Below are 21,488 nucleotides of genomic sequence, written 5' to 3' on the forward strand. Positions count from 1 at the left end.
TCAAGCGCCATGAGCCAAGCCAAGATCATCCTCAACGTCAACGGCATCGAGGTCATCTACAACCACGTGATCCTGGTGCTCAAGGGCGTCTCGCTCGCCGTGCCCGAAGGCGGCATCGTCGCCATCCTGGGTGGCAACGGCGCGGGCAAGACAACCACGCTGCGCGCCATCTCCAACCTGCTGCGCGGCGAGCGCGGCGAGGTCACCAAGGGCAGCATCGAGTACCTGGGCGAGCGCATCGAAAACCTCAGCCCCGCCGAGCTGGTGCAGCGCGGCGTGGTGCAGGTGATGGAAGGCCGCCACTGCTTTGCCCACCTCACCATCGAGGAAAACCTGCTGACCGGCGCCTACACCCGCCGCGACAAGGGCGAGATTGCCGCCAACCTGGACAAGGTCTACACCTACTTCCCGCGCCTGAAGACGCGCCGCACCAGTCAGGCCGCCTACACCTCGGGCGGCGAGCAGCAGATGTGCGCCATCGGCCGCGCGCTGATGACCAACCCCAAGCTGGTGCTGCTGGACGAACCCTCGATGGGCCTGGCGCCGCAACTGGTCGAGGAGGTGTTCAACATCGTGCGCGACCTCAACGGGAAGGAGCAAGTCACCTTCCTGGTGGCCGAGCAGAACACCAACATGGCGCTGAAGTACGCCGACTACGGCTACATCATGGAAAGCGGGCGCGTGGTGATGGACGGCAAGGCCGCGGAGCTGGCCAGCAACGAGGACGTGAAGGAGTTCTATCTGGGCGTCGGCGGGGCCGAGCGCAAGAGCTTTCGCGACGTCAAGAGCTACAAGCGGCGCAAGCGCTGGCTGGCTTGAGGGTGACCGAACAGCGGAACAGCCGAACAGCCGAACGCAGAGGACGCAAAGGATTCGCAGAGGACGCAAAAAGGAACAGCCAAAAGGTTTTCTGTTGTGCTTTTCAATGCCGCGCCAGGAATGATCCATGAGGCCGCGTGGCCGCAGACGGGGTATCCCGGTTGTTCTCCCTCTCCCTCTGGGAGAGGGTTGGGGCTGAGGGCTGCGGCTCTGGACTCGCCCGCGCGAGTCCGGACAGCCTGAAGAGGAGTCGCCTCTGGCGGCTCCGCGGTCTGCAAGACAGGGCTGGCGGCGCGCGATGAAGCAAGGCAAATTTTTGAACTGAATCCATCGATGGCGCCCGTGTGATAAGCGCAAACAGCTACTGAATTGAGAGTAATCGCCAGCAAGGACGATGCCATGAGTGAATTTTTCGACGCGCTGGAAACGCGCGCACCTGCCGAGCGCGAAGCCGCGCTGATGGCCGCGCTGGCGCGCCACGTCGCCCATGCGCAAGCGCGCAGTGCAGCGTTTGCCGAGATTCTGGCCGGCGTCGATGCCGCAGCCGTCACTTCGCGCGCCGCGCTGGCGCGCCTGCCCGTCACGCGCAAGAGCGAGCTGCTGGCGCGCCAGCAGGCTGCACGCGCGGCCGGGGGCGATGCCTTTGGCGGCTTTGCCACCGTGGTGCGCGGCGCGGGCATGCGGCGCGTGTACGCCAGTCCGGGGCCGATCTATGAGCCCGAGGGCGACGCAGGCGACTACTGGCGCACCGCGCGCGCGCTGCACGCCGCCGGCTTTCGCGCCGGCGAGCTGGCGCACAACGCCTTCAGCTACCACATGACGCCCGGCGCCTTCATCGTCGAGGCTGGCGCGCTGGCGCTGGGCTGCACGGTGTTTCCGGCCGGCACGGGGCAGACCGAGCAGCAGTTGCAGGCCATCGCCGAGCTGCGCCCCGACGGCTACCTGGGCACGCCCAGCTTCCTGCGCATCCTGATCGAGAAGGCGCAGGAGTCGGGCGCCGACATCCGCAGCTTGCGCAAGGCCGTGGTCAGCGGCGAGGCCTGCCCGCCCTCGCTGCGCGACTGGTTTGCCCAGCACGGCGTGGCGGCCTGCCAGACCTACGCCACGGCCGACTGCGGCCTGATCGCCTACGAGACCACCGCACGCGAAGGCCTGGTGCTGGACGAGGGCGTGATCCTGGAGATCGTGCGTCCCGGCACGGGCGACCCCTTGCCCGAGGGCGAGGTGGGCGAGATCGTGGTCACCGTGCTCAACCCGGTGTACCCGCTGGTGCGCTTTGGTACCGGCGATCTGTCGGCGGTGCTGCCCGGCGCCTGCCCGACCGGCCGCAGCAACACCCGCATCAGGGGCTGGCTGGGCCGCGCCGACCAGACCACCAAGGTGCGCGGCATGTTCGTGCATCCGGGCCAGGTGGCCGAGGTCGTCAAACGCTTTCCCGAAGTGGCGCGCGCGCGCCTGGTGGTCAGCGGCGCCATGGCCAACGACCACATGAAATGGCTCATCGAGGCCGTATCGGCCCCCGGCCTGGCCGAGCGGCTGGCCGACGCGGTGCGCGACGTCACCAAGCTGCGTGGCGAGGTCGAGCTGGTGGCCCCCGGCAGCCTGCCCAACGACGGCAAGGTGATCGAGGACGCACGCAGCTATCAATAGTTGACCCATCTCAAGCGACGTCCCCGCGTTGCGGGAATTCCCTGAAGCGCGCAAGCCGGATGGGCCGGATTTTCACGGTCTAATCCAATTTTTCATGACTCACCAGGAGCCATCCCCATGACTTGTTGTTTCAAGCTCAGCCTGGCGCTTGCCGCTGCCACCCTGGCCTTTGGCGCCCAGGCCGCCGACTTCCCGGGCGCGGGCAAGACCATCACCATCGTCGTGCCCTTTGCCGCCGGCGGCCCCACCGACAAGGTGGCGCGCGATTTGGCCGAAGCGTTGCGCAAGCCCCTGGGCGGCGCCACCATCGTGATCGACAACTCGGCCGGCGCCGGCAGCACCATCGGCACGGCCAAGGTGTTTCGCGCCAACCCCGACGGCTACACCCTGCTGGTCACGCACATCGGCATCGCCACCACGCCGGCGCTCTACCGCAAGCTGCCCTACAAGGTGGACGAGTTCGAGTTTGCCGGCCTGATCAACGAGGTGCCCATGGTGGTGGTGGGCAAGCCCTCACTGGCGGCCAACAACTGGGGCGAGCTCAAGACCTGGCTGGTCGAGAACAAGGGCAAGGCCAACCTGGCCAACGCCGGCTTGGGCGCCGCATCGCACCTGTGCGGCCTGATGCTGCAGCAAGCCTTGCAGACCGAACTGACCACCGTGCCGTACAAGGGCACGGCACCGGCCATGACCGACCTGATGGGCGGCCAGGTGGACGTCATGTGCGACCAGACCACCAACACCACCAGCCAGATCGAGGGCAAGCGGATCAAGGCCTACGCCGTCAGCACCGCCAAGCGCATCACCGTGCCCGCCGTCTACAAGGACCTGCCCACGCTGGACGAGGCGGGCCTGAAGGGCTTCAACGTCTCCATCTGGCACGGCCTGTACGCCCCCAAGGGCACGCCGGCGACCGTGGTCAAGGCGGTCAACGATGCGCTGCAGGTGGCGCTCAAGGACCCGGAGTTTGTCAAGAAGGAAGAAAGCCTGGGCGCCGTGGTCGTGCACGACGACCGCGCCACCTCCGCCGGCCACAAGAAGTTCGTGATGTCCGAGATCGCCAAGTGGGGCCCGGTCATCAAGGCAGCCGGCCAATACGCCGACTGACCCCCGCCGGAGCCGCCGCGTGGACGCCAGGCCGCGCCTGCGCCGGGTGGATTCGATCACCGAGCTTGCACCGGGCGTGGACGCCGGTTGCGTGGCCGTCAGCGGCTCGCACGGCGGCATCAGCTCGGCGCGCTACGCGCTGGCCGCCCGGCCGCTGATCGCCGTCTTCAACGACGCCGGCGTGGGCAAGGACGCCGCGGGCCTGGCGGCGCTGCCGTTCTTGCAGTCGCATGGCATCGCGGCTTGCACCGTGGCGCACGACAGCGCGCGCATCGGCGAGGCGCACAGCACGCTGGAGGAGGGCGTGATCAGCCATTGCAATGCCCTGGCGGCGGGCCTGGGCGCAACGGCGGGTCAAACCTGCGCGGCCCTGATCGACGCGCTGCGCGCCGTCGCGTAGGCGGGCGCTACACGCCCCAGACCACGTCCTTGCCCGCCGCGCTGCTTTGCGCCAGCATGTCCATGAAGGGCGTGGCGCGGTGGCGCAGGGACACGGCCTCGTCCTTGGCCGCATCGCCCGGTTCGTCGTCCGCGTTGGCGGGTGGGGGTGCTTCGCGCAGCGCTTCGCGGCGCTGAATCTCCGCTTTCAGCGCCGCAATCGCGACGCCCGCCTGCGCCGCCGTGATGATGCCGGACGGGCCAGCCGGCTTGCCGATGATGCGCAGCAGCTCCTCGGCGTTGGGTTGCAACATGACGAGGTCGGCCGTGGCCTTGGATTTGAATTTGTACAGCATGGTCAGCGTCCCGAAAGTGCCAAGGCTTGAAGTATGCCCATTCTGGACGAGGTCTTCTCGTTCGGGTAAATCCCTAGGGCGACGACTGAACGATATCCCTTGACGAAATTTAATTTAGATGTAAATTATCCACATCTAAATTGACGACCCGGAATCCAGGAGAATCGCATGAAGATCGTGTGCATCGGTGGCGGCCCCGGCGGCCTGTACTTTGCCCTGTTGATGAAGCAGCGCAATCCCGCGCACGACATCACCGTGGTCGAGCGCAACAAGCCTTACGACACCTTCGGCTGGGGCGTCGTGTTCTCCGACGCCACCATGGACAACATGCGCCAGTGGGACAAGCCCACGGCCGACACCATTCAGCAGGCCTTCAACCACTGGGACGACATCGAGCTGCTGTTCAAGGGCGAGGTCATCCGCTCGGGCGGCCACGGCTTTGTCGGCATCGGACGCAAGAAGCTGCTCAACATCCTGCAGGCGCGTTGTGAAGAGCTGGGCGTCAAGCTCGTGTTCGAGACCGAGGTCGACTCCGATCTGGACTTCCCGGATGCCGACCTGATCATCGCCAGCGACGGCATCAATTCCAAGATTCGCACGCTGCACGCGGACACCTTCAAGCCCGAGCTGGCGGTGCGCCCCAACCGCTTCATCTGGCTGGGCACCAAACGCCAGTACGACGCCTTCACCTTTGATTTCCAGAAAACCGAGCACGGCTGGTTTCAGGCGCATATCTACAAGTTCGACGAGGAAACATCGACCTTCATCGTCGAATGCCCCGAGCATGTGTGGAAGGCACACGGCCTGGACAAGGCCGGGCCCGACGAGTCGATTGCCTTCTGCGAAAAGCTTTTCGCCAGCAACCTGCAGGGCGAAAAGCTGATGAGCAACGCGCGCCACCTGCGCGGCTCGGCCTGGATCAACTTTACCCGCGTCAAGTGCGACAACTGGTGGTTCAAAAACAAGAACGGCGCGCACGTGGTGCTGCTGGGCGACGCCGTGCACACGGCGCACTTCGCCATCGGCTCGGGCACCAAGCTGGCGCTGGAAGACGCGATCGACCTCACGCGCAAGTTCATCGAGCTGGGTGACGGTGCCGACAAGATCGAAGAAGTGCTCACGCAATACCAGGCCGACCGCAGCATCGAGGCGCTGCGCCTGCAAAACGCCGCCTGGAACGCCATGGAATGGTTCGAGGTCTGCGGCGAGCGCTATTGCGACCAGCTGGAGCCGCCGCAGTTCATGTATTCCATGCTCACGCGCAGCCAGCGCATCAGTCACGAGAACCTGCGCCTGCGCGACAAGGCCTGGCTGGAAGGCTACGAGCGCTGGCTGGCACGCCGTGATGGCTTGACGGTGGCCGACGATCAAACCCCGCCGCCGCCCATGTTCACGCCGTTCACCGTGCGCGGCCTCACGCTGAAGAACCGCGTCGTCGTCTCGCCCATGGCGCAATACTCCTGCGTCGACGGCCTGCCCGCCGACTACCACCTGGTGCACCTGGGCGCGCGCGCCATGGGCGGCGCCGGCATGGTGTTTGCCGAGATGACCTGCATCACGCCCGAAGGCCGCATCACCCCCGGCTGCCCCGGCCTGTACAACGCCGAGCAAAAGGCGGGGTGGAAGCGCATTGCCGACTGGATTCACGCGCATTCCGACGCCAAGTTCGCCATGCAACTCGGCCACGCCGGCTCCAAGGCCTCCACGCGCGTGGCCTGGGACGGCACCGACCTGCCGCTCGAATCGGGCAACTGGCCCATCGTGGGCGCATCCAGGCAGCAATACCTGCCCGGCGTGAGCCAGGTGTCCAGGGAAATTTCCAAGGACGAAATGCAGCAGCTCAAGCAGCGCTTCGTCGAGGCCACCCAGGACTGCAAGGACATCGGCGCCGACTGGCTGGAGCTGCACTGCGCCCACGGCTATTTGCTGTCCGAATTCATCTCGCCGCTGACCAACAAGCGCACCGACGAATACGGCGGCAGCCTTCAAAACCGCCTGCGCTATCCCATCGAGGTGTTCAAGGCCATGCGCGCCGTCTGGCCCCAGGACAAGCCCATGTCGGTGCGCATCTCGGCCACCGACTGGGTGGAAGGCGGCATCACCCCGGCCGACGCGGTGGAGATCGCCAGGGCCTTCAAGGCCGCCGGCGCCGACCTGGTGGACTGCTCGGCCGGCCAGGTCAGCAAGGACGAAAAGCCGGTGTACGGCCGCATGTGGCAAACGCCCTTTGCCGACCGCGTGCGCCAGGAGGCCGGCATCGCCACCATGGCCGTGGGGGCGATCACCGAGGCCGACCATGTCAACAGCATCATCGCGGCCGGCCGGGCCGACCTGTGCGCCATTGCGCGCCCGCACCTGGCCAACCCGGCCTGGACCTTGACCGAGGCCGCCAGGATCGGCTACACGCCCATCGCCTGGCCCAAGCCCTACTACCAGGGCAAGCGCCAACTGGAGGCGCTGTTCGAGCGCGAAAAGGCTCAGGTGGCCGCGCAGATCGCGCAGGCCGCCATGCACGGAGCGGCGTGACGGCCATGGCCACGGCACCCGACTGGCGCACCCGCCATGCCCTGGTGACGGGGGGCGCGCGCGGGATCGGCCTGGCGGTCGCGCAGGCGCTGCTGGAGCGCGGCGCGCGCGTCACCGTGCTGGGGCGCAGTCCGCTGGCCGCCGACCGCCTGCGCACGCTGGCCGGCAGCACCGACGCCGCCGCACGCCTGCAGGCCGTGGCCGCCGACGTGGCCGAGCCCGCCGCCGTGGCGCAGGCCCTTGCGCAGGCACGCGCGGGCTTCGGCGCCATCGACACGCTGGTCAACAACGCCGGCCAGGCGCACAGCGCGCCCTTCATCAAGATGGACGCCGCGCTGTGGCAGCAGATGCTGGCCGTCAACCTGACCGGCACCATGGTTTGCACCCAGGCCGCGCTGCCGGACATGCTGGCCGCCGGCTGGGGCCGCATCGTCAACGTCGCCAGCACCGCGGCGCAGCGCGGCTATGCCTACGTCAGCGCCTACTGCGCGGCCAAGCACGGCGTGCTGGGACTGACGCGGTCGCTGGCGCTGGAGCTGGCGACCAAGGGCGTCACCGTCAACGCGGTGTGCCCCGGCTACACCGAGACCGATCTGCTCCAGGACAGCATCGCCAACATCGTGGCCAAGACCGGCCGCAGCGAGGACGAGGCACGCGCGCAGCTGGCCGCTGGCAACCCGCAAAAGCGCCTGGTGCAGCCGCATGAGGTGGCCGACGCCGTGCTGTGGTTGTGCCAGACTGGCAGCGCCTCCGTCACCGGCCAGGCCATCTCGGTCAGCGGCGGCGAGGTCATGTAACGCAAGGATCGCCCCGATGGATCTCGAAGCCCGCGCCCATTCCGAACACCCCGACGAGCTGCGCCTGTGGCTGCGCCTGCTGACCTGCACGCAACTGATCGAAAAGCACCTGCGCACCGAATTGCGCCTGCAGTTCGACACCACGCTGCCGCGCTTCGACCTGATGGCGCAGCTTGAGCGCGCCGAGGGCGGCCTGCGCATGAACGAGCTGTCGCGCCGCATGATGGTGACCGGCGGCAACGTCACCGGCATCACCGACCAGCTCGAAGCCGAGGGCCTGGTCGAGCGCGTCGAGGTCCAGGGCGACCGCCGCGCCTTCCAGGTGCGCCTGACGGCCAAGGGCCGGCGCCAGTTCAACGCCATGGCCCAGGCGCACGAGGGCTGGATCGTCGATGCCTTCGCCGGCCTCGACGCCGCCGAGATCAAGACCTTGCGCAACCTGCTGGGCAAGGTCAAGGAACACTTTCAGGAGACCGCATGAAACACTACATTGGCCCCAACAACCCGATGCGGGCGCAGTTCGACGCCCGCGCGTCCTACCAGGCGCGGCACTTCAGCTGGCAGTGCGACGCCAACGGCGTGGCCACCGTCACCCTGAACCGCCCCGAGCGCAAGAATCCGCTGACGTTTGACAGCTACGGCGAGTTGCGCGATGTGTTCAACGCCCTGCGCTACGCCACCGACGTGAAGGTGGTGGTGGTCGCGGGCGAGGGCGGCAACTTCTGCTCGGGCGGTGACGTGCACGACATCATCGGCCCGCTGACCAAGATGACCATGCCCGAGCTGCTGGAGTTCACCCGCATGACGGGCGATCTGGTCAAAGCCATGCGCAACTGCCCGCAGCCGGTCATTGGCGCCATCGACGGCGTGTGCGCCGGCGCCGGCGCCATGATGGCGCTGGCTTGCGATATGCGCTATGGCACCGACAAGACCAAAACCGCCTTTTTGTTCACCCGCGTGGGCCTGGCCGGCGCCGACATGGGCGCCTGCGCGCTGCTGCCGCGCGTGATCGGGCAGGGCCGCGCCAGCGAGCTGCTCTACACCGGCCGCGCCATGACGGCGCAAGAAGGCCTGGCCTGGGGTTTTTTCAACGCCTTGCACGACGGCAGCGAACTGGTGGCCAAGGCGCAGGCCATGGCTGCCGAGCTGGCCGCCGGCCCCATGTTCGGTCACGCCATGACCAAGACCATGCTGCAGCAGGAATGGGCCATGACCATCGAGCAGGCGATCGAGGCCGAGGCGCAGGCGCAGGCCATCTGCATGCAGACGCAGGACTTCCGCCGTGCGTATGAGGCCTTTGCGGCCAAGCAGAAGCCCGTGTTCAAGGGCGACTGAAAGACTGAAGACAAGGACGCAGAGGACGCAAAGGATTCGCAGAGGACGCAAAAAAGAAGACCAAAATTTTTCTTGTTCTCTGCGCCACCATCTCGACGGAGTTTTGCCCATGCAAGCACCCACAACCCATCTATCCTTGCCGTTTTTTGATGCGGCGCACCGTGACATTGCCGCACGCCTGCCGGCGTGGGTGTCCGCGCAGCAGGTCGACGAGCACGACGACCGCGCCGCCTGCCGTGACTGGGTGCGCCGGCTGGGCGCGGGCGGCTGGCTCCGGTATTGCGTGCCGGGCGATTGCGGCGGCGCGCTGCCCCAGCTCGACTCGCGCGCGCTGGTGGTGCTGCGCGAGACGCTGGCCTTCTACTCGCCCCTGGCCGACTTTGCCTTTGCCATGCAGGGCCTGGGCAGCGGGGCGATTTCGATTGGCGGGAGCAGCAGCCAGCGCCAGGCCTATCTGCCGCAGGTGGCCAGCGGCGCCAGGATTGCGGCCTTTGCCCTGTCCGAGCCCGAGGCCGGCTCCGACGTCGCTGCTATGAAGTTGCAAGCGACCGGCGCGCGCCCCGATTGCGTCGCAGGCCAAAAGGACGACTCATACTTTCTGGACGGCAAGAAGACCTGGATCAGCAATGGCGGCATCGCCGACTTCTATTGCGTGTTCGCCAAGACCGACCCCGCCGGCGGCAGCCGCGGCATCAGCGCCTTCATCGTCGATGCCGGCACGCCGGGGCTGGACGACTCCATCCACATCCCCGTGATCGCGCCGCACCCGCTGGCCACGCTCACGTTCGAGCGCTGCCGCGTGAGCGGCGAGCAGATGCTGGGCGAGGTGAACGGCGGCTTCAAGCTGGCCATGCAGACGCTGGACATCTTTCGCGCCAGCGTGGCCGCGGCGGCGCTGGGCATGGCGCGGCGCGCGCTGGCCGAGGCCATCCACCACGCCCAGCACCGCCAGATGTTCGGTCAGACGCTGGCCGACTTTCAACTGACGCAAGCCAAGCTGGGCGAGATGGCCGCGCTGATCGACGCCGGCGCGCTGCTGACCTACCGCGCCGCCTGGATGCGCGACGGCGGCCACGGCAGCATGAAGGAGCGCAGCGTGGCCGCCGCCATGGCCAAGATGACCGCCACCGAAAACGCCCAGCGCGTGATCGACATGGCGCTGCAGATGCACGGCGGCCTGGGCGTGATGGTGGGCAGCAAGGTCGAGAGCCTGTACCGCGACATCCGCTCGCTGCGCATCTACGAAGGCGCGACCGAGGTGCAGCAGTTGATCATTGGCAAAGCTGTTCTGGCATGACCCCCCTGCGTCGCTTCGCGCCTTCCCCCCTCTCTCTTCGGGAGGGGGGACAACACCAGTGGCCGGCGCAGGTCCGTCCACGGTGTTTGCTGACATGGCCTGCTCCGCGGCCATTTGAGCCTTGGTGCCTTGAGCGCGTCTGGGCTTGCCATTTTTGATGGAGTGATTGACATGAACATTCCCAGCGCCCAAACCGACTCCTTCGTGCGCGACCGCCTGCCCCCGCGCGAGCAGTGGCCCGAGTTTCGCTACGACCTGCCCGAGCTGCAAATCCCCGACCAGGCCAACGTGGCGACCACGCTGCTGGGTGATGCCATCGCCAAGGGCTGGGGCAATCGCCTGATGCTGCGCGCGCCCGGCGAGACTTACACCTACGCCGAGGCGAATGCCCAGGTCAATCGCATCGCCGAGATGCTGGTCAAGGACTACAAGCTCGAGCCCGGCAACCGCGTGCTGCTGCGCGGCGGCAACTCGATCGGCATGGCGCTGGCCTGGCTGGGCGTGGTCAAGGCCGGCCTGATCGCGGTGGCCACCATGCCGCTGCTGCGCGCGGTCGAGCTGGACAAGATCATCGACAAGTCTCGCCCCGCGCTGGCCATCTGCGACGTCGATCTGCTGAAAGAAATGGTGCCCGCCGCGCAGGACGCCAAGGCGCTGCTGCCCATCCTGGTGTTTGGCGACGCGGCGCGCCCCGACGGCATGGAGGCGCGCGCTGCCCGCCGCTCGGCGGACTGGGCCGGTTGCGCCACCGCGGCCGACGACGTGGCCCTGCTGGCGTTCACCAGCGGGACGACGGGCGTGCCCAAGGCCGTCATCACCACGCACCGCGACGTGCTGGCCGCCTGCAACGCCTGGCCGCGCTCGGTGCTCAAGGCCACGCCCGACGACGTGGTGACGGGCTCGCCGCCGCTGGCCTTCACCTTCGGCCTGGGCGGCTTGCTGCTGTTTCCGATGGCGGCCGGTGCCTCGGTGTACTACCCCGACGTGCGCTTCAGCCCCGAGACCATGGTGCGCAAGATGCGCGACAACGGCATCACCATCTGCTACACCGCGCCCACCTTTTATCGGCAGATGGCGCCGTATGCCAAGGCGCTCGGCGTCCCCAGCCTGCGCATCTGCGTCAGCGCCGGCGAAGCCCTGCCCGACGCCACGCGCCAGCTGTGGAAAGAATCCACCGGCATCGAGATGCTCGACGGCATCGGCGGCACCGAGGTGTTCCACATCTACATCTCGTCCGCCGGCGCCGACGTGCGCGCCGGCAGCATCGGCAAGGTGGTGCCCGGCTATCAGGCCAAGGTGGTGGACGACAATGACAACGAAGTGCCGCGCGGCACCGTCGGCCGGCTGGCCGTGATCGGCCCCACCGGCTGCCGCTACATGGACGACGCGCGCCAGACGCACTATGTCTCCAACGGCTGGAACCACCCGGGCGACGCCTTCACGCAGGACGAGGACGGCTACTTCCACTATCAGGCGCGCGACGACGACATGATCATCACGGCCGGCTACAACGTCGGCGCGCCCGAGGTGGAGGACTGCCTGCTCACGCACCCGGCGGTGGCCGAATGCGGCGTGATCGGCAAACCCGACGAGGTGCGCGGCATGATCATCAAGGCCGTCGTGGTCTTGCGCGCCGGCAACAATGCCAACGAGGCCATGGCCGAGGCGCTGCAGGAGTACGTCAAGAAGCACATCGCGCCCTACAAATACCCGCGCGAGGTCGAATTCGTCACCGCGCTGCCGCGCACCGAAACCGGCAAGCTGCAGCGCTTCAAACTCAGGCAAGAAAAATGAAAACACCCCCGTTGCTCCACTCGCTGCGCGATGTTGCGGCATCCCCCCTCAAGGGGGCATCGCCAGCGGGCGGGCCAAGCCCTTCCGCGGCGATCACTGGGCTGGCCTGCTCCGCGGCCAATCGGCTCTTTTGGTTTGGTGCACCACGCGTGGTGCGCAGCTCCAAGGACTATTGAGATGACGTTCAAACACCTTCAACCGCCCGGCTGGGCGCCCGCCAAGGGCTACGCCAACGGCATCGCCGCGCGCGGCACGCAAATCTACATCGGCGGCCAGATCGGCTGGAACGCGCAGCAGCAGTTCGAGACCGACGACTTCATCGCGCAGACGCAGCAGGCGCTGCGCAACATCGCCGCCGTGCTGAAAGAGGCCGGCGCCGGCCCCGAGCACATGGTGCGCATGACCTGGTACGTGATCGACCGCGTGGAGTACAACGCCCGCCTGAAGGAGCTGGGCGGCGTGTACCGCGAGGTGATGGGCAAGAACTTTCCGGCCATGAGCTGCGTGCAGGTGGCGGCGCTGATGGAGGCGCGCGCCAAGGTCGAGATCGAGGTGACCGCTGTTTTGCCGGATTGATCCAAAAACCCAAAATCCAGAACAGCCGGACGCAGAGGGCGCAAAGGAATCGCAAAGGACGCAGAAGATTCAAAAATTTTGATCAAATTGGTCTGTGGCGCTTTTGCAGCAAGCGCAGACAGCTATCAAATTGAAAGTATGAGTTCCTGGGTCTTTTGCGTCTCCTGCGATCTTTTTGCGTTTTCCGCGTCCGGTTTTCAACAGACTGAACACAAATTTGCATGACGCGCCCAGCCACCCGCTTCGAGCGGACCTACCCCATCCGCTTCTCGCACTGCGACCCGGCGGGCATCGTGTTCTTTCCGCAGTACCTGGTGCTGTTCAACCACCTGCTCGAAGACTGGTTCACCCACGGCCTGGGCATAGCCTACGCCGACTTCATCGGCGCGCGCCGCATCGGCACGCCCACCGTGCGGCTGGAGTGCGACTTTCGGGCCATCAGCCGCATGGGCGAAGACGTCACCTTCAGCATCACGCCCGAGCGCGTGGGCGGCAAGTCGCTCACCCTGGCCATCGAGGCGCGCCACGGCGACGAGCTGCGCGTGGGCGCGCGCCAGGTGCTGGTGTTCACCAGCCTCGACACGCACCGCGCCATCGACATGCCGGCGGATGTGCGTGCGGCCCTGCAAGAGCGCCGCGCCTGATCGTTCAGTTTCTCCCGCCCCCGCTGGGGGAGGGTTGGGGTGGAGGCGAGCCTCGCGCAGACGGCCAGCGCTGCCCATGCGGATACGGTCAGGGCAATCGTCAGTGGGGCTGCGTCGTTTTTGCAGGCCCCGATTTGCCGTGTTCATCCAGCAAGGCTTGCACCGCAAGCAGCAGGCCCGGCAATGCGGTTTGCGCAATGGTCCATACCGTCTCGGGCCGGACGCTGGCGTAGCCGTGGATCAGTTGGTTGCGAAACGCCACCACATGCGGCACGTCTGGAATCCTTGCCGCCACCGAACCATCCAGCCGGGCCAGTTGGTTGAGCGCCTCGCCGATGATTTCAAACTTGCGCTCGACGGCAGCCTGCGCCATCTCGTTGGCGCTGTAAGCGGCGGCGTCCATGCCGCGCGTGAACGTCAGGATCGCTTGCGCCGCCGCCTGCACGTCCCACAAGAAGGCGCGCGGGTCACGCTGCATAAACGCTTTGGCGGTGCTGCTCGATGGCGGCACGCACGAAAGGGTTGCGCACCGCATCGCGCTCCACCAAGTCCACCGGGCGCCCAAGCAATTGCTCCAGCTCGGCCTTGACGCCAAAAAACCGATGCAGGTCGGCCGGCGCATCCGGCGCGAACTCGACCAAAAAATCGGCGTCGCTGTGCGCCGGGTCAAAGTCCTTTGCGCGCGCTGCCGAGCCAAACACGTCCATGCTGCAAACGCCAAATTGGCGGCAGATGGCGGCGATGCCGTCCAGGTGTTGGGCAATGGCTGGGTGCATGACCGCAAGTTTACCGACGGCTGTCGTTGGGCGCAAAAGTCGGGCGGGCGAGTGGCACTGCGCTGGTGCGCTTGAACAGAACACAGAGGCACGGAGGCACAGAGACAAGAAGAGGCTTTTTCGGCCTTCCTCCTCGTCTGGGCGCCTTGATGTTTGTTCGCAGGCAAACCCGATGCCGGCCAGTCATGGCGGAGCGCGAGCGAGGGTGTCACCTTCAGCATCACTCCGCGCGCGTGGGCGGCAAGTCGCTCACCGTTGGCCATCGAGGCGCGCCACGGCGACGAGCTGCGCGTGGGCGCGCGCCAGATGCTGGTGTTCACCAGTCTGGACACGCACCGCGCCATCGACATGCCGGCGGATGTGCGGGCGGCCTTGCAAGAACGCCGCGGTTGATCGTTCGGTCTCTCCCTCCCCCGCTGGGGGAGGGTTGGGGTGGGGGCTGACGGCGCGGGCACACTGGTGCCGGCCCGATGCCGGCGCTCCACATCCTTACCACGGCTTCAGTCAACGGGGGAAGAAGCCTGAGCTCACTTGGCCAAGCCGTCCCGCGTCCGTTCGAACACGCGCCAGAACGCCGCGCCCTGCGTGGTGGCGACGTTGCTGCGCGTCAGCGTGCTGGGCCGGCGCTCGGCGTGAAACAGCGCGCCGAGCGCCAACTGGCGGCAGTGCCCCAGCCCCTGGCCGCCCCGCTGCCAGTGCCCGAGCCGCCGGCGGCTGGCGCCGCGCCCGTCGCCGAGTTTCATAGACGAAACATGCCGCCAGCGCCCGACCGGAAAGCGCTGCAAGCTATCGAATCAGAAGCAAACCAGATCCCGGCAGCGGCGGCGAACCCACCCAGACCAGTCGCTCAACTGAATCCAGCCAAATGAGGATGGGGAGCGACTGTTCCCGGCCAGAAGCCGGCGCTGGTCTGTGACAACTCTCGATCTTCGCTCCCCGCCAAATTTGCACCGATGCAGAGCTTGCTTCCACTTCTACGATCAGCAAACGGCATCCGCATAATGCCTGCGCGGCTGGCGGATCAACGGTGGCGAGTGTAGAAATCACTTCGAGACACGATCAATGAACGAAGCGTGGATTCTTCAAACATCTGAAATTCGGCGTCCGTTCTCTCGGGCGACCTGGATCCCACTCCGAGCGTCGCTCAATGACGAGAAGGGCAACGTCAAGGAAGTTGGGTATATCGGTGACGTGTTCGCTTGCGGCTCAGCGGCCTTTCCAAACAAGTATCGCGAACTCGCCGAGCGATTGAGTTGGGGCGATATCGGCATCGGCCACACTGTGACACCGTATGCGTACTCGGACGGCCATTACTCGTCAATCGATGAGTACCAATACAACGACAAGGAGCCCATCGGGATCAACCTTGTTTTCGAGCACCCACAACCCGTGGTCGGTGGCCGGAAGTGGATCCTGAATCCTGATCTGGTAGTCGCACTTCGACTGATTAAGGAAGGGCCGAACTGGGTCAGGCCGGAAGAGGACTTTGTTGTGGTCGCCAGGGAGACGGAGGACAGCGATGGTAGCCACCGCCTCATAGAGATCAAGCGCGAGTTCCTGATGGACTATCTGGCCGCGCGCGGTTTGTCACTTCGTCTGTCCTACTATCGCCAGCGCGTTGAGAACGTGACTGACCTCAAGGACAGTCCCTATGCCGGCTTGACGAATATCCAGGACGAGCGTGAAGCTGGAAGATACGAGCTGCGCATCAACGAACTGAACGCAGTATTCGGCGGGAGCTGGGCGTCGTTTCGTATGTGGCGCACCGACGTAGACGAGGAAGAAGACGCGCCGGTCATGGGGCCTGAAACGAACGACAACACCGCCTCAGAGAGCGCCAGGGGTCACCGAAGCGGCTACCTCGGTGTGCGCGTCGAAGGAGAGTTCTGGCGAGACGAGTGGATCGAACATCAGGGGAAAAGCACTCGTGTGCGCGGGGACGAGGATCAGAATCTGCCGCACTTTATCGTCGACACGGACGGTTCGCGCAAGTTCTCGGCTGAGCTCAACAATGAGGACATCGGACGGTGGCTTTGGTTCCGCCCGTCCGTGATCAACGAGCTCCTGAGCCATCGAGGCTTTACCCTGAAGTGGTGCACGGCAGAAACCGGCAAGATCAAATCCACTTCGGGGTACTCAACCCACTTCGGTGTCAACGCCTCGGAGCTCATCACGGTCTACGCCTACGACATCGCCAAGCTACCGGCCTGGGAACAGTTCCTCTGGGCCGCGCACAACGTCGCGCCCGAAGGCAAGGTCAGCGCCGAGCTCCTGGCCTCTCAGGTCAAGGCGCGGCCAGCGGACACCCACGCCGTGGAAGAGATGTTGTTCGGGTGCATGCGGCTGCTGGAAGCCGAATTTCGCAAGACATTCAATGTGTCGCTGTTCTCGCATGAGATTGACGATGCCGCGTCGATGCAGCAAGTCTCTCGCTTTTCGAGCAAGGATCAGGCTTCACTCTTGCGGCTGGCCAAAGAGCTTGTGCGCATCTTCTCTGACCGACTCGACGTGCGCTCTCTTCGAAAGCTGTCCAACCACGCCGACAAGGACAAGCTGGGCTCTAACAAGTTGCTACAGAGCATCCTTGCCCAGAAGGCCGGGGAGGAGCGCGCACGTGAGGTCTTTGCTGCCATCGCCGGAGCCTACGACTTGCGCCTTGGCGACGCGCACCCCACGAGTTCGAAGGTCGGCGAAGCTCTAAAGCTCGCCGGCATCGACACCGCGGCGTCGTATTTGCGACAGGGTGAGCAGTTGATCCGCAACTTCGGCCACGCCGTTTGGTGCACTGGGAGCCTGCTCTTCGGAGGCCACGAGAAGAGCGAGGGATAGGTTGTTCACCGGCGGACGGTTCACTTGGCAACATAGTTTCGCCGGTGTCGAGGATCGGGTCGCGTGGCGGCTTCTTGGCGACTCGCTTCGGGTAGCGGATGTCCGCGATGGGTCGAAAGCAACCACTCATTCAACCCCCGCCTGCTCGACTAAGAGGCTGGCTACCCAGCGCCGACTGTCACCTGCCAAACTCCTCCCTCCCCCGCTCAAACACCCTCCAAAACCCCGCCTCCTGCGTGGTCGCAAAGTTGATGCGCATCAGCGTGCTGGGCCGGTGCTCGGCGTGGAAGAGGGCGCCGGGCGCCAGCAGGTAGCCGTCGTCCAGCAGGCGCAGCGCCAGTTGTTCGGTGTCGACGCCGGTGTCCACCCAGCCGAACAGGCCGGCGGGCTCGGCGGCAAAGCGGCAGCCGGCTTGCTGGGCCAGGCGGGCGCTGCGGCTGCGGGCGGCGTCCAGGCGGGTGCGCACGCGCTCGGCGTGGCGGCGCAGCTGGCCCTGCTCGATGCAGTGCGCCAGCGCGCGCTCCAGCAGGCTGGGCGTGGTCAGGGTCGAGAGCAGCTTGGTGTCCAACAGCGGCTCCACCAGCTCGGGCGGCGCGGCGAGGAACCCCACGCGCCAGTTGGGTGCCAAAATTTTGGCAAAGCCGCCGACGTAGATGGTGCGCTGCAGGCCGTCCAGCGTGGCCAGGCGCGTGGCGTGCTCGGGCGCCAGGTGGCAGTAGCTGTCGTCCTCGGCAATCCAGAAGCCGTGGCGCTGCGCCAGTTGCAGCACGCGGTGCGCGTGCGCGGGCGACAGGCAGGCGCCGGTGGGGTTGTGCAGCACGCTCACGCTGACGAACAGGCGCGGCGCGGCGGCGGTGCCGGCGTGGGCCTCGCACAGGCGCTGCATCACGGCCAAATCGGGACCGTCGGGGCCGCGCGGCACGGGCAGGATGCGCATGCCCAGGGCCGACAGGCGCGCAAATTCCACCGCCCAGCCGGGCTCTTCCACCATCACGCTGTCGCCGGGTTTCAGCAGGGTCCGGCTGATGATGTCCAGCGCGTGCGTGGCGCCCACGGTGGTGATGATGTGCTCGGCCCGCGCGGCGATGCCCAGGGCCTGCAGGCGCGCGGCCAGCACGCGGCGCAGTGCCGCGTCGCCCATGGGCTCGCCATAGCGCACGCTGGTTTCGCGCACGCTGGCGGCGCCCGACACCCTGCGCAGGCTGGCGGCGATGGGGTCGGTGGCGATCCACTCGCCCGGCAGCACGCCCAGGCCGGGCTGCGGCTTGGCGCTGATGGGCTGAAACATGCCGCGCATCAGCGTGGCGGCGCTGATGGGGGCCTTGCGCTGGTGCGCGTGCGCGGCGTCCAGCACGCCGTCGGCGGGCGCGCCCTTGGCCTTTGATGCGAGGGCGGGCGCAGCCGGGCCGCGCACGAAGAAGCCGCGGTTGCGCCGCGCCTCGACCAGGCCCTGGGCCAGCAACTGGTCATACGCGGCCACCACGGTGGAGGGGCTCACGCCGTGCTGCGCGGCGCACTGGCGCACGCTGGGCAGGCGCGCGCCGGCGGCCAGCAGGCGGTCGCGGATGCGGCTGGCAAAGCGCTCGGACAATTGCTCGGACAGGGTGTGGGCGGGGGTGCGCAGCAGCATGGCAGGCGGTGTTCTGTATGGCTGCGCCGAACCATACAGTTGTTGATCTGCACCCGTCAACTGTATTGATGGTGTTTTGTTGTCAACCGCTACATTGCATCCATGTCCGCTGCCGAGTTCTCTGCCCTGCTGCTGCTGTTTGCGGCTGCCACCTTCACGCCCGGGCCCAACACCACGCTGTCCACCGCGCTGGCGGCCAACCGGGGCTTGCGCGGGGCGCTGCACTTCATCTGCGCGGTGCCGGCCGGCTGGGTGCTGCTGTTGCTGCTGTGCAGCGCGGGCCTGGGCGCGCTGGTGCTGGCGGCGCCCATGCTGCGCTGGGCCATTCTGGCGGCGGGCGTGGCCTACATGCTGTGGCTGGCGGCGCGCCTGGCCCGTAGCGGCACCTTGGGGCAGGCCGACGCGGGCCAATTGGACGTGAGTTTTGCCGAGGGCGTGGGCCTGCAGTTTCTCAACGTCAAGGTCTGGCTGCTGGCGTTGACGGTGGTGGCCGGCTGGGTGCTGGGCCACCCCGACTGGCTGGCGCGCCTGGGCTGGACGGGGCTGCTGATGGTGGGCTTTGGCTTTGCCAGCAACTTCACCTACGCGCTGGTGGGCGCGCTACTGCGCGGCTGGCTGGCGCAGGGCCGGCGGCTGCTGTGGTTCAACCGTGCGATGGCGCTGGCGCTGGTGGCGACGGCGGGGTGGATGGCGTGGTCGGCCTTGGCGGGCGGAGCCGCATCATGAGCGCCATGACTTCCGAGCGTCGCCTGCTGCTGGGCTTCTGGCTGGGTGTGCTGGGCGTCGCGCTGTTCGCCATCACGCTGCCGGCCACGCGCCTGGCCACGGGCAGCGCGCAAGACCCGCAACTGGCGCCGCTGTTCGTCACCGTGGGCCGCGCGGCCACGGCCGGGTTGCTGTCGCTGGCGTTTTTGCTGGCCACCCGCTCGCCCTGGCCTGCGCGGCGCCACTGGGGGCCGCTGCTGGGCGCGGTGGCCGGCAACGTGATCGGCTACCCGCTGCTGCTGGCGCTGGCGCTGCGCCACGTGACGGCGACGCACGCGGCCGTGGTCACCGCCCTGCTGCCGCTGGTCACCGCAGTGGCCGCCGCGTTGATCCTGGGGCAGCGCGCCCGGCTGGGCTTTTGGCTTTGCGCGGTGGCGGGCAGTGCGCTGGTCGTCGTCTTTGCCTGGCTGCGGGCCGACCAGGCTGGCGGCTTTGGCCTGGCCGCGGCCGACTGGCTGCTGCTGGGCGCCGTGGTGGCCGCGTCCGTGGGCTATGTGTATGGCGCGCAGGTCACGCCGGTGCTGGGCGCCGAGCGCGTGATTTGCTGGATGTGCGTGCTGACCCTGCCCGTCAGCCTGCCGGCCACGCTCTATCTGTGGCCCGACACGGCCCTGCAGCCGGTGCGCGCCAGCGCCTGGCTGGGCTTTGCCTACGTCGGCTGCGTGTCGATGTGGGCGGGGTTTTTTGCCTGGTTTCGCGGGCTGGACTGGGGCGGCGCGCTGCGCGTGAGCCAGGTGCAGCTGCTGCAACCGTTTTTGTCCATGCTGTTTGCCCTGCCGCTGCTGGGCGAGCGGCTGGACGCGGGATCGATCGGCTTTGCGATGGCGGTGGTGGCCACCGTGCTGATCGGTCGGCGCCTGTCGCGGCCCGCAGCGCCGGTTTCGATTCAACAAGAGAGCCCATCATGAACCCCACCGATTCGCAGCAAGCCAGCCCCTGGCGCCTGGCCGAGCGCGCCGCCGCCATGAACCCCTCGGCCATCCGCGAGATCCTCAAGATCACCGAGCGGCCCGGCATCCTCAACTTTGCCGGCGGCCTGCCTTCGCCCGAGACCTTTCCGGTGGCCGCCATGCGCGAGGCCTGCGCGGCGGTGCTGGCCGAAGGCAGCGCGGTGGCGCGTGCCTCGCTGCAATACGCCGCCAGCGAAGGCCTGCCCGAGCTGCGCCAGTGGGTCGCCACCGAGATGGGCAAGCAGGGCGCGCGCGTGTCGCCCGATCAGGTGCTGATCACCACCGGCAGCCAGCAGGGGCTGGACTTGGTGGCCAAGGTGCTGATCGACGAAGGCAGCCGCGTGCTGGTGGAGACGCCCACCTATCTGGGCGCGCTGCAGGCCTTCACGCCCATGCAGCCGCGCTTTGCCAGCGTGCCCAGCGATGAGGGCGGTGTGTCGGCGCAGGGCTTGCGTGACGTGCTACAAAAAGGCGAGCTCCCGCGCTTCATCTACCTGCTGCCCAACTTTCAGAACCCCACTGGCCGCACGCAGGACGAGGCGCGGCGCGGGCAGGTGCTGGCGGTGTATCGCGAGCTGGGCCTGCCCATTGTCGAGGACAACCCCTACGGCGAGCTGTGGTTTGACGCGCCGCCGCCCGCGCCGCTGCTGGCGCGCTGGGCCGAGGGCGTGATCTATCTGGGCTCGTTTTCCAAAATCCTCGCGCCCGGCCTGCGCCTGGGCTACGTCATCGCGCCGCCCCAGCTTTACCCCAAGCTCCTGCAGGCCAAGCAGGCGGCCGATTTGCACACGCCGGGCTTCAACCAGCGCGTGGTGGCCGAGGTGATCAAGGACGGCTTTCTCGACCGCCACGTGCCCACCATCCGCGCGCGCTACAAAGCGCAGCGCGATGCCATGCTGGCCGCGCTCGACCAGCACATGGCGGGCCTGGACGTGCAATGGACGCGGCCCGTGGGCGGCATGTTCGTGTGGGTCACGCTGCCCGCAGGCCTGAACGCGCAGGCCCTGCTGCCCCAGGCGGTCGAGGCCGGCATGGCCTTCGTGCCCGGCGCACCGTTTTACGCCGACCAGCCCGATCCCCGCACCCTGCGCCTGTCCTTCGTCACCTCCACGCCCGAGCAGATCGAGCGCGGCATGGCCATGCTGGCAGAGGTGGTGCGGGCGGCCGTTTCATGAGTCCAATCGGGTGATTGGCGCATGTCTCCAACGCCTTCCCCCTCTGGGGGAAGGTTGGGATGGGGGCCAAGAGCGTTGGCATGA

Annotated in this window: 22 protein-coding genes; 17 read left to right on the forward strand and 5 right to left on the reverse strand. The window is 67.1% G+C overall.

The genetic code is table 11. The features are described from left to right. Positions 1–9: 9 nt before the first annotated feature. The 4 genes from U1F38_RS00600 to U1F38_RS00615 all read left to right on the forward strand — a co-directional run bounded on the left by U1F38_RS00600 (position 10) and on the right by U1F38_RS00615 (position 3,976). Complete coding sequence (locus tag U1F38_RS00600; RefSeq protein ID WP_409985114.1) at positions 10–819, forward strand: ABC transporter ATP-binding protein; 810 nt, start codon at positions 10–12, stop codon at positions 817–819. A gap of 399 nt (positions 820–1,218) precedes the next feature. Continuing rightward, the gene (locus U1F38_RS00605) at positions 1,219–2,469 is read left to right on the forward strand and encodes a phenylacetate--CoA ligase family protein (protein ID WP_409985115.1); all 1,251 of its coding nucleotides are present in this window, start codon (positions 1,219–1,221) and stop codon (positions 2,467–2,469) included. Positions 2,470–2,586: 117 nt separating this feature from the next. After that, positions 2,587–3,576: a tripartite tricarboxylate transporter substrate-binding protein gene (locus U1F38_RS00610; protein WP_409985116.1), complete on the forward strand. Its 990-nt coding sequence runs from the start codon at positions 2,587–2,589 to the stop codon at positions 3,574–3,576. 19 nt (positions 3,577–3,595) lie between these two features. Continuing rightward, the gene (locus tag U1F38_RS00615) at positions 3,596–3,976 is read left to right on the forward strand and encodes a hypothetical protein (protein ID WP_409985117.1); all 381 of its coding nucleotides are present in this window, start codon (positions 3,596–3,598) and stop codon (positions 3,974–3,976) included. A 7-nt stretch (positions 3,977–3,983) separates the two neighbouring features. Here the strand turns inward: U1F38_RS00615 and U1F38_RS00620 are convergent, their stop codons facing one another. Further along, on the reverse strand, positions 3,984–4,310 hold the full coding sequence (locus U1F38_RS00620; protein ID WP_409985118.1) for a DUF1840 domain-containing protein: 327 nt from the start codon (positions 4,308–4,310) through the stop codon (positions 3,984–3,986). Positions 4,311–4,478: 168 nt separating this feature from the next. Here U1F38_RS00620 and U1F38_RS00625 point away from each other — a divergent pair, with 168 nt between their 5' ends. The 8 genes from U1F38_RS00625 (at position 4,479) to U1F38_RS00660 (ending at position 13,279) form a co-directional block, all read left to right on the forward strand. Next, positions 4,479–6,836, forward strand: a complete 2,358-nt coding sequence (locus tag U1F38_RS00625) for a bifunctional salicylyl-CoA 5-hydroxylase/oxidoreductase (protein WP_409985119.1) — start codon at positions 4,479–4,481, stop codon at positions 6,834–6,836. Positions 6,837–6,841: 5 nt separating this feature from the next. After that, positions 6,842–7,633: an SDR family NAD(P)-dependent oxidoreductase gene (locus tag U1F38_RS00630; protein WP_409985120.1), complete on the forward strand. Its 792-nt coding sequence runs from the start codon at positions 6,842–6,844 to the stop codon at positions 7,631–7,633. 16 nt (positions 7,634–7,649) lie between these two features. Then, the gene (locus U1F38_RS00635) at positions 7,650–8,114 is read left to right on the forward strand and encodes a MarR family winged helix-turn-helix transcriptional regulator (RefSeq protein ID WP_409985121.1); all 465 of its coding nucleotides are present in this window, start codon (positions 7,650–7,652) and stop codon (positions 8,112–8,114) included. Continuing rightward, positions 8,111–8,968, forward strand: coding sequence for an enoyl-CoA hydratase family protein (locus U1F38_RS00640; protein WP_409985122.1), 858 nt, complete (start codon positions 8,111–8,113; stop codon positions 8,966–8,968). The genes U1F38_RS00635 and U1F38_RS00640 overlap by 4 nt, the downstream gene beginning before the upstream one ends. 109 nt (positions 8,969–9,077) lie before the next feature. Further along, the gene (locus U1F38_RS00645; protein WP_409985123.1) at positions 9,078–10,265 is read left to right on the forward strand and encodes an acyl-CoA dehydrogenase family protein; all 1,188 of its coding nucleotides are present in this window, start codon (positions 9,078–9,080) and stop codon (positions 10,263–10,265) included. Between the two features lie 171 nt (positions 10,266–10,436). Continuing rightward, complete coding sequence (locus U1F38_RS00650; RefSeq protein ID WP_409985124.1) at positions 10,437–12,059, forward strand: AMP-binding protein; 1,623 nt, start codon at positions 10,437–10,439, stop codon at positions 12,057–12,059. A 177-nt stretch (positions 12,060–12,236) separates the two neighbouring features. Further along, positions 12,237–12,635, forward strand: coding sequence for a RidA family protein (locus tag U1F38_RS00655; protein ID WP_409985125.1), 399 nt, complete (start codon positions 12,237–12,239; stop codon positions 12,633–12,635). Between the two features lie 221 nt (positions 12,636–12,856). After that, positions 12,857–13,279: an acyl-CoA thioesterase gene (locus tag U1F38_RS00660; RefSeq protein WP_409985126.1), complete on the forward strand. Its 423-nt coding sequence runs from the start codon at positions 12,857–12,859 to the stop codon at positions 13,277–13,279. A 100-nt stretch (positions 13,280–13,379) separates the two neighbouring features. Here U1F38_RS00660 and U1F38_RS00665 read toward each other — a convergent pair whose 3' ends face one another. Further along, positions 13,380–13,724, reverse strand: coding sequence for a DUF86 domain-containing protein (locus U1F38_RS00665; RefSeq protein ID WP_409985776.1), 345 nt, complete (start codon positions 13,722–13,724; stop codon positions 13,380–13,382). Between the two features lie 22 nt (positions 13,725–13,746). Then, positions 13,747–14,055 (reverse strand): nucleotidyltransferase family protein, encoded by a 309-nt coding sequence (locus U1F38_RS00670; protein ID WP_409985127.1) that lies wholly within the window; start codon positions 14,053–14,055, stop codon positions 13,747–13,749. Positions 14,056–14,310: 255 nt separating this feature from the next. On the opposite strand from U1F38_RS00670, the gene U1F38_RS00675 reads away from it, so the two are divergent. After that, on the forward strand, positions 14,311–14,448 hold the full coding sequence (locus tag U1F38_RS00675) for a hypothetical protein (RefSeq protein WP_409985128.1): 138 nt from the start codon (positions 14,311–14,313) through the stop codon (positions 14,446–14,448). Positions 14,449–14,582: 134 nt separating this feature from the next. Here the strand turns inward: U1F38_RS00675 and U1F38_RS00680 are convergent, their stop codons facing one another. After that, on the reverse strand, positions 14,583–14,798 hold the full coding sequence (locus U1F38_RS00680) for a hypothetical protein (RefSeq protein ID WP_409985799.1): 216 nt from the start codon (positions 14,796–14,798) through the stop codon (positions 14,583–14,585). Between the two features lie 319 nt (positions 14,799–15,117). Here U1F38_RS00680 and U1F38_RS00685 point away from each other — a divergent pair, with 319 nt between their 5' ends. Continuing rightward, positions 15,118–16,884, forward strand: coding sequence for a hypothetical protein (locus tag U1F38_RS00685; protein WP_409985129.1), 1,767 nt, complete (start codon positions 15,118–15,120; stop codon positions 16,882–16,884). Positions 16,885–17,062: 178 nt separating this feature from the next. Here U1F38_RS00685 and U1F38_RS00690 read toward each other — a convergent pair whose 3' ends face one another. Continuing rightward, the gene (locus U1F38_RS00690; protein ID WP_409985130.1) at positions 17,063–18,514 is read right to left on the reverse strand and encodes a PLP-dependent aminotransferase family protein; all 1,452 of its coding nucleotides are present in this window, start codon (positions 18,512–18,514) and stop codon (positions 17,063–17,065) included. 102 nt (positions 18,515–18,616) lie between these two features. On the opposite strand from U1F38_RS00690, the gene U1F38_RS00695 reads away from it, so the two are divergent. From U1F38_RS00695 to U1F38_RS00705, 3 genes are read left to right on the forward strand one after another with little or no spacing between them, the layout of a single operon-like run. Further along, positions 18,617–19,240: a LysE family translocator gene (locus U1F38_RS00695; RefSeq protein WP_409985131.1), complete on the forward strand. Its 624-nt coding sequence runs from the start codon at positions 18,617–18,619 to the stop codon at positions 19,238–19,240. Further along, entirely contained in the window at positions 19,237–20,187 is a 951-nt protein-coding gene (locus U1F38_RS00700; RefSeq protein WP_409985132.1) for a DMT family transporter, read from the forward strand. The genes U1F38_RS00695 and U1F38_RS00700 overlap by 4 nt, the downstream gene beginning before the upstream one ends. Continuing rightward, positions 20,184–21,404 (forward strand): PLP-dependent aminotransferase family protein, encoded by a 1,221-nt coding sequence (locus U1F38_RS00705; protein WP_409985133.1) that lies wholly within the window; start codon positions 20,184–20,186, stop codon positions 21,402–21,404. The genes U1F38_RS00700 and U1F38_RS00705 overlap by 4 nt, the downstream gene beginning before the upstream one ends. The last annotated feature ends 84 nt before the right edge of the window (positions 21,405–21,488 follow it).

Source organism: Ottowia sp. (genome assembly GCF_046348305.1).
Lineage (GTDB): Bacteria > Pseudomonadota > Gammaproteobacteria > Burkholderiales > Burkholderiaceae_C > Ottowia.

Bases quoted from the DNA above. Each gene is read 5' to 3' on its own strand.
- U1F38_RS00600 (WP_409985114.1), top strand. From the start codon at position 10: ATGAGCCAAGCCAAGATCATCCTCAACGTCAACGGCATCGAGGTCATC.
- U1F38_RS00605 (WP_409985115.1), top strand. From the start codon at position 1,219: ATGAGTGAATTTTTCGACGCGCTGGAAACGCGCGCACCTGCCGAGCGC.
- U1F38_RS00610 (WP_409985116.1), top strand. From the start codon at position 2,587: ATGACTTGTTGTTTCAAGCTCAGCCTGGCGCTTGCCGCTGCCACCCTG.
- U1F38_RS00620 (WP_409985118.1), bottom strand. From the start codon at position 4,310: ATGCTGTACAAATTCAAATCCAAGGCCACGGCCGACCTCGTCATGTTG.
- U1F38_RS00625 (WP_409985119.1), top strand. From the start codon at position 4,479: ATGAAGATCGTGTGCATCGGTGGCGGCCCCGGCGGCCTGTACTTTGCC.
- U1F38_RS00630 (WP_409985120.1), top strand. From the start codon at position 6,842: ATGGCCACGGCACCCGACTGGCGCACCCGCCATGCCCTGGTGACGGGG.
- U1F38_RS00635 (WP_409985121.1), top strand. From the start codon at position 7,650: ATGGATCTCGAAGCCCGCGCCCATTCCGAACACCCCGACGAGCTGCGC.
- U1F38_RS00640 (WP_409985122.1), top strand. From the start codon at position 8,111: ATGAAACACTACATTGGCCCCAACAACCCGATGCGGGCGCAGTTCGAC.
- U1F38_RS00645 (WP_409985123.1), top strand. From the start codon at position 9,078: ATGCAAGCACCCACAACCCATCTATCCTTGCCGTTTTTTGATGCGGCG.
- U1F38_RS00650 (WP_409985124.1), top strand. From the start codon at position 10,437: ATGAACATTCCCAGCGCCCAAACCGACTCCTTCGTGCGCGACCGCCTG.
- U1F38_RS00655 (WP_409985125.1), top strand. From the start codon at position 12,237: ATGACGTTCAAACACCTTCAACCGCCCGGCTGGGCGCCCGCCAAGGGC.
- U1F38_RS00660 (WP_409985126.1), top strand. From the start codon at position 12,857: ATGACGCGCCCAGCCACCCGCTTCGAGCGGACCTACCCCATCCGCTTC.
- U1F38_RS00670 (WP_409985127.1), bottom strand. From the start codon at position 14,055: ATGCACCCAGCCATTGCCCAACACCTGGACGGCATCGCCGCCATCTGC.
- U1F38_RS00680 (WP_409985799.1), bottom strand. From the start codon at position 14,798: ATGAAACTCGGCGACGGGCGCGGCGCCAGCCGCCGGCGGCTCGGGCAC.
- U1F38_RS00685 (WP_409985129.1), top strand. From the start codon at position 15,118: ATGAACGAAGCGTGGATTCTTCAAACATCTGAAATTCGGCGTCCGTTC.
- U1F38_RS00690 (WP_409985130.1), bottom strand. From the start codon at position 18,514: ATGCTGCTGCGCACCCCCGCCCACACCCTGTCCGAGCAATTGTCCGAG.
- U1F38_RS00695 (WP_409985131.1), top strand. From the start codon at position 18,617: ATGTCCGCTGCCGAGTTCTCTGCCCTGCTGCTGCTGTTTGCGGCTGCC.
- U1F38_RS00700 (WP_409985132.1), top strand. From the start codon at position 19,237: ATGAGCGCCATGACTTCCGAGCGTCGCCTGCTGCTGGGCTTCTGGCTG.
- U1F38_RS00705 (WP_409985133.1), top strand. From the start codon at position 20,184: ATGAACCCCACCGATTCGCAGCAAGCCAGCCCCTGGCGCCTGGCCGAG.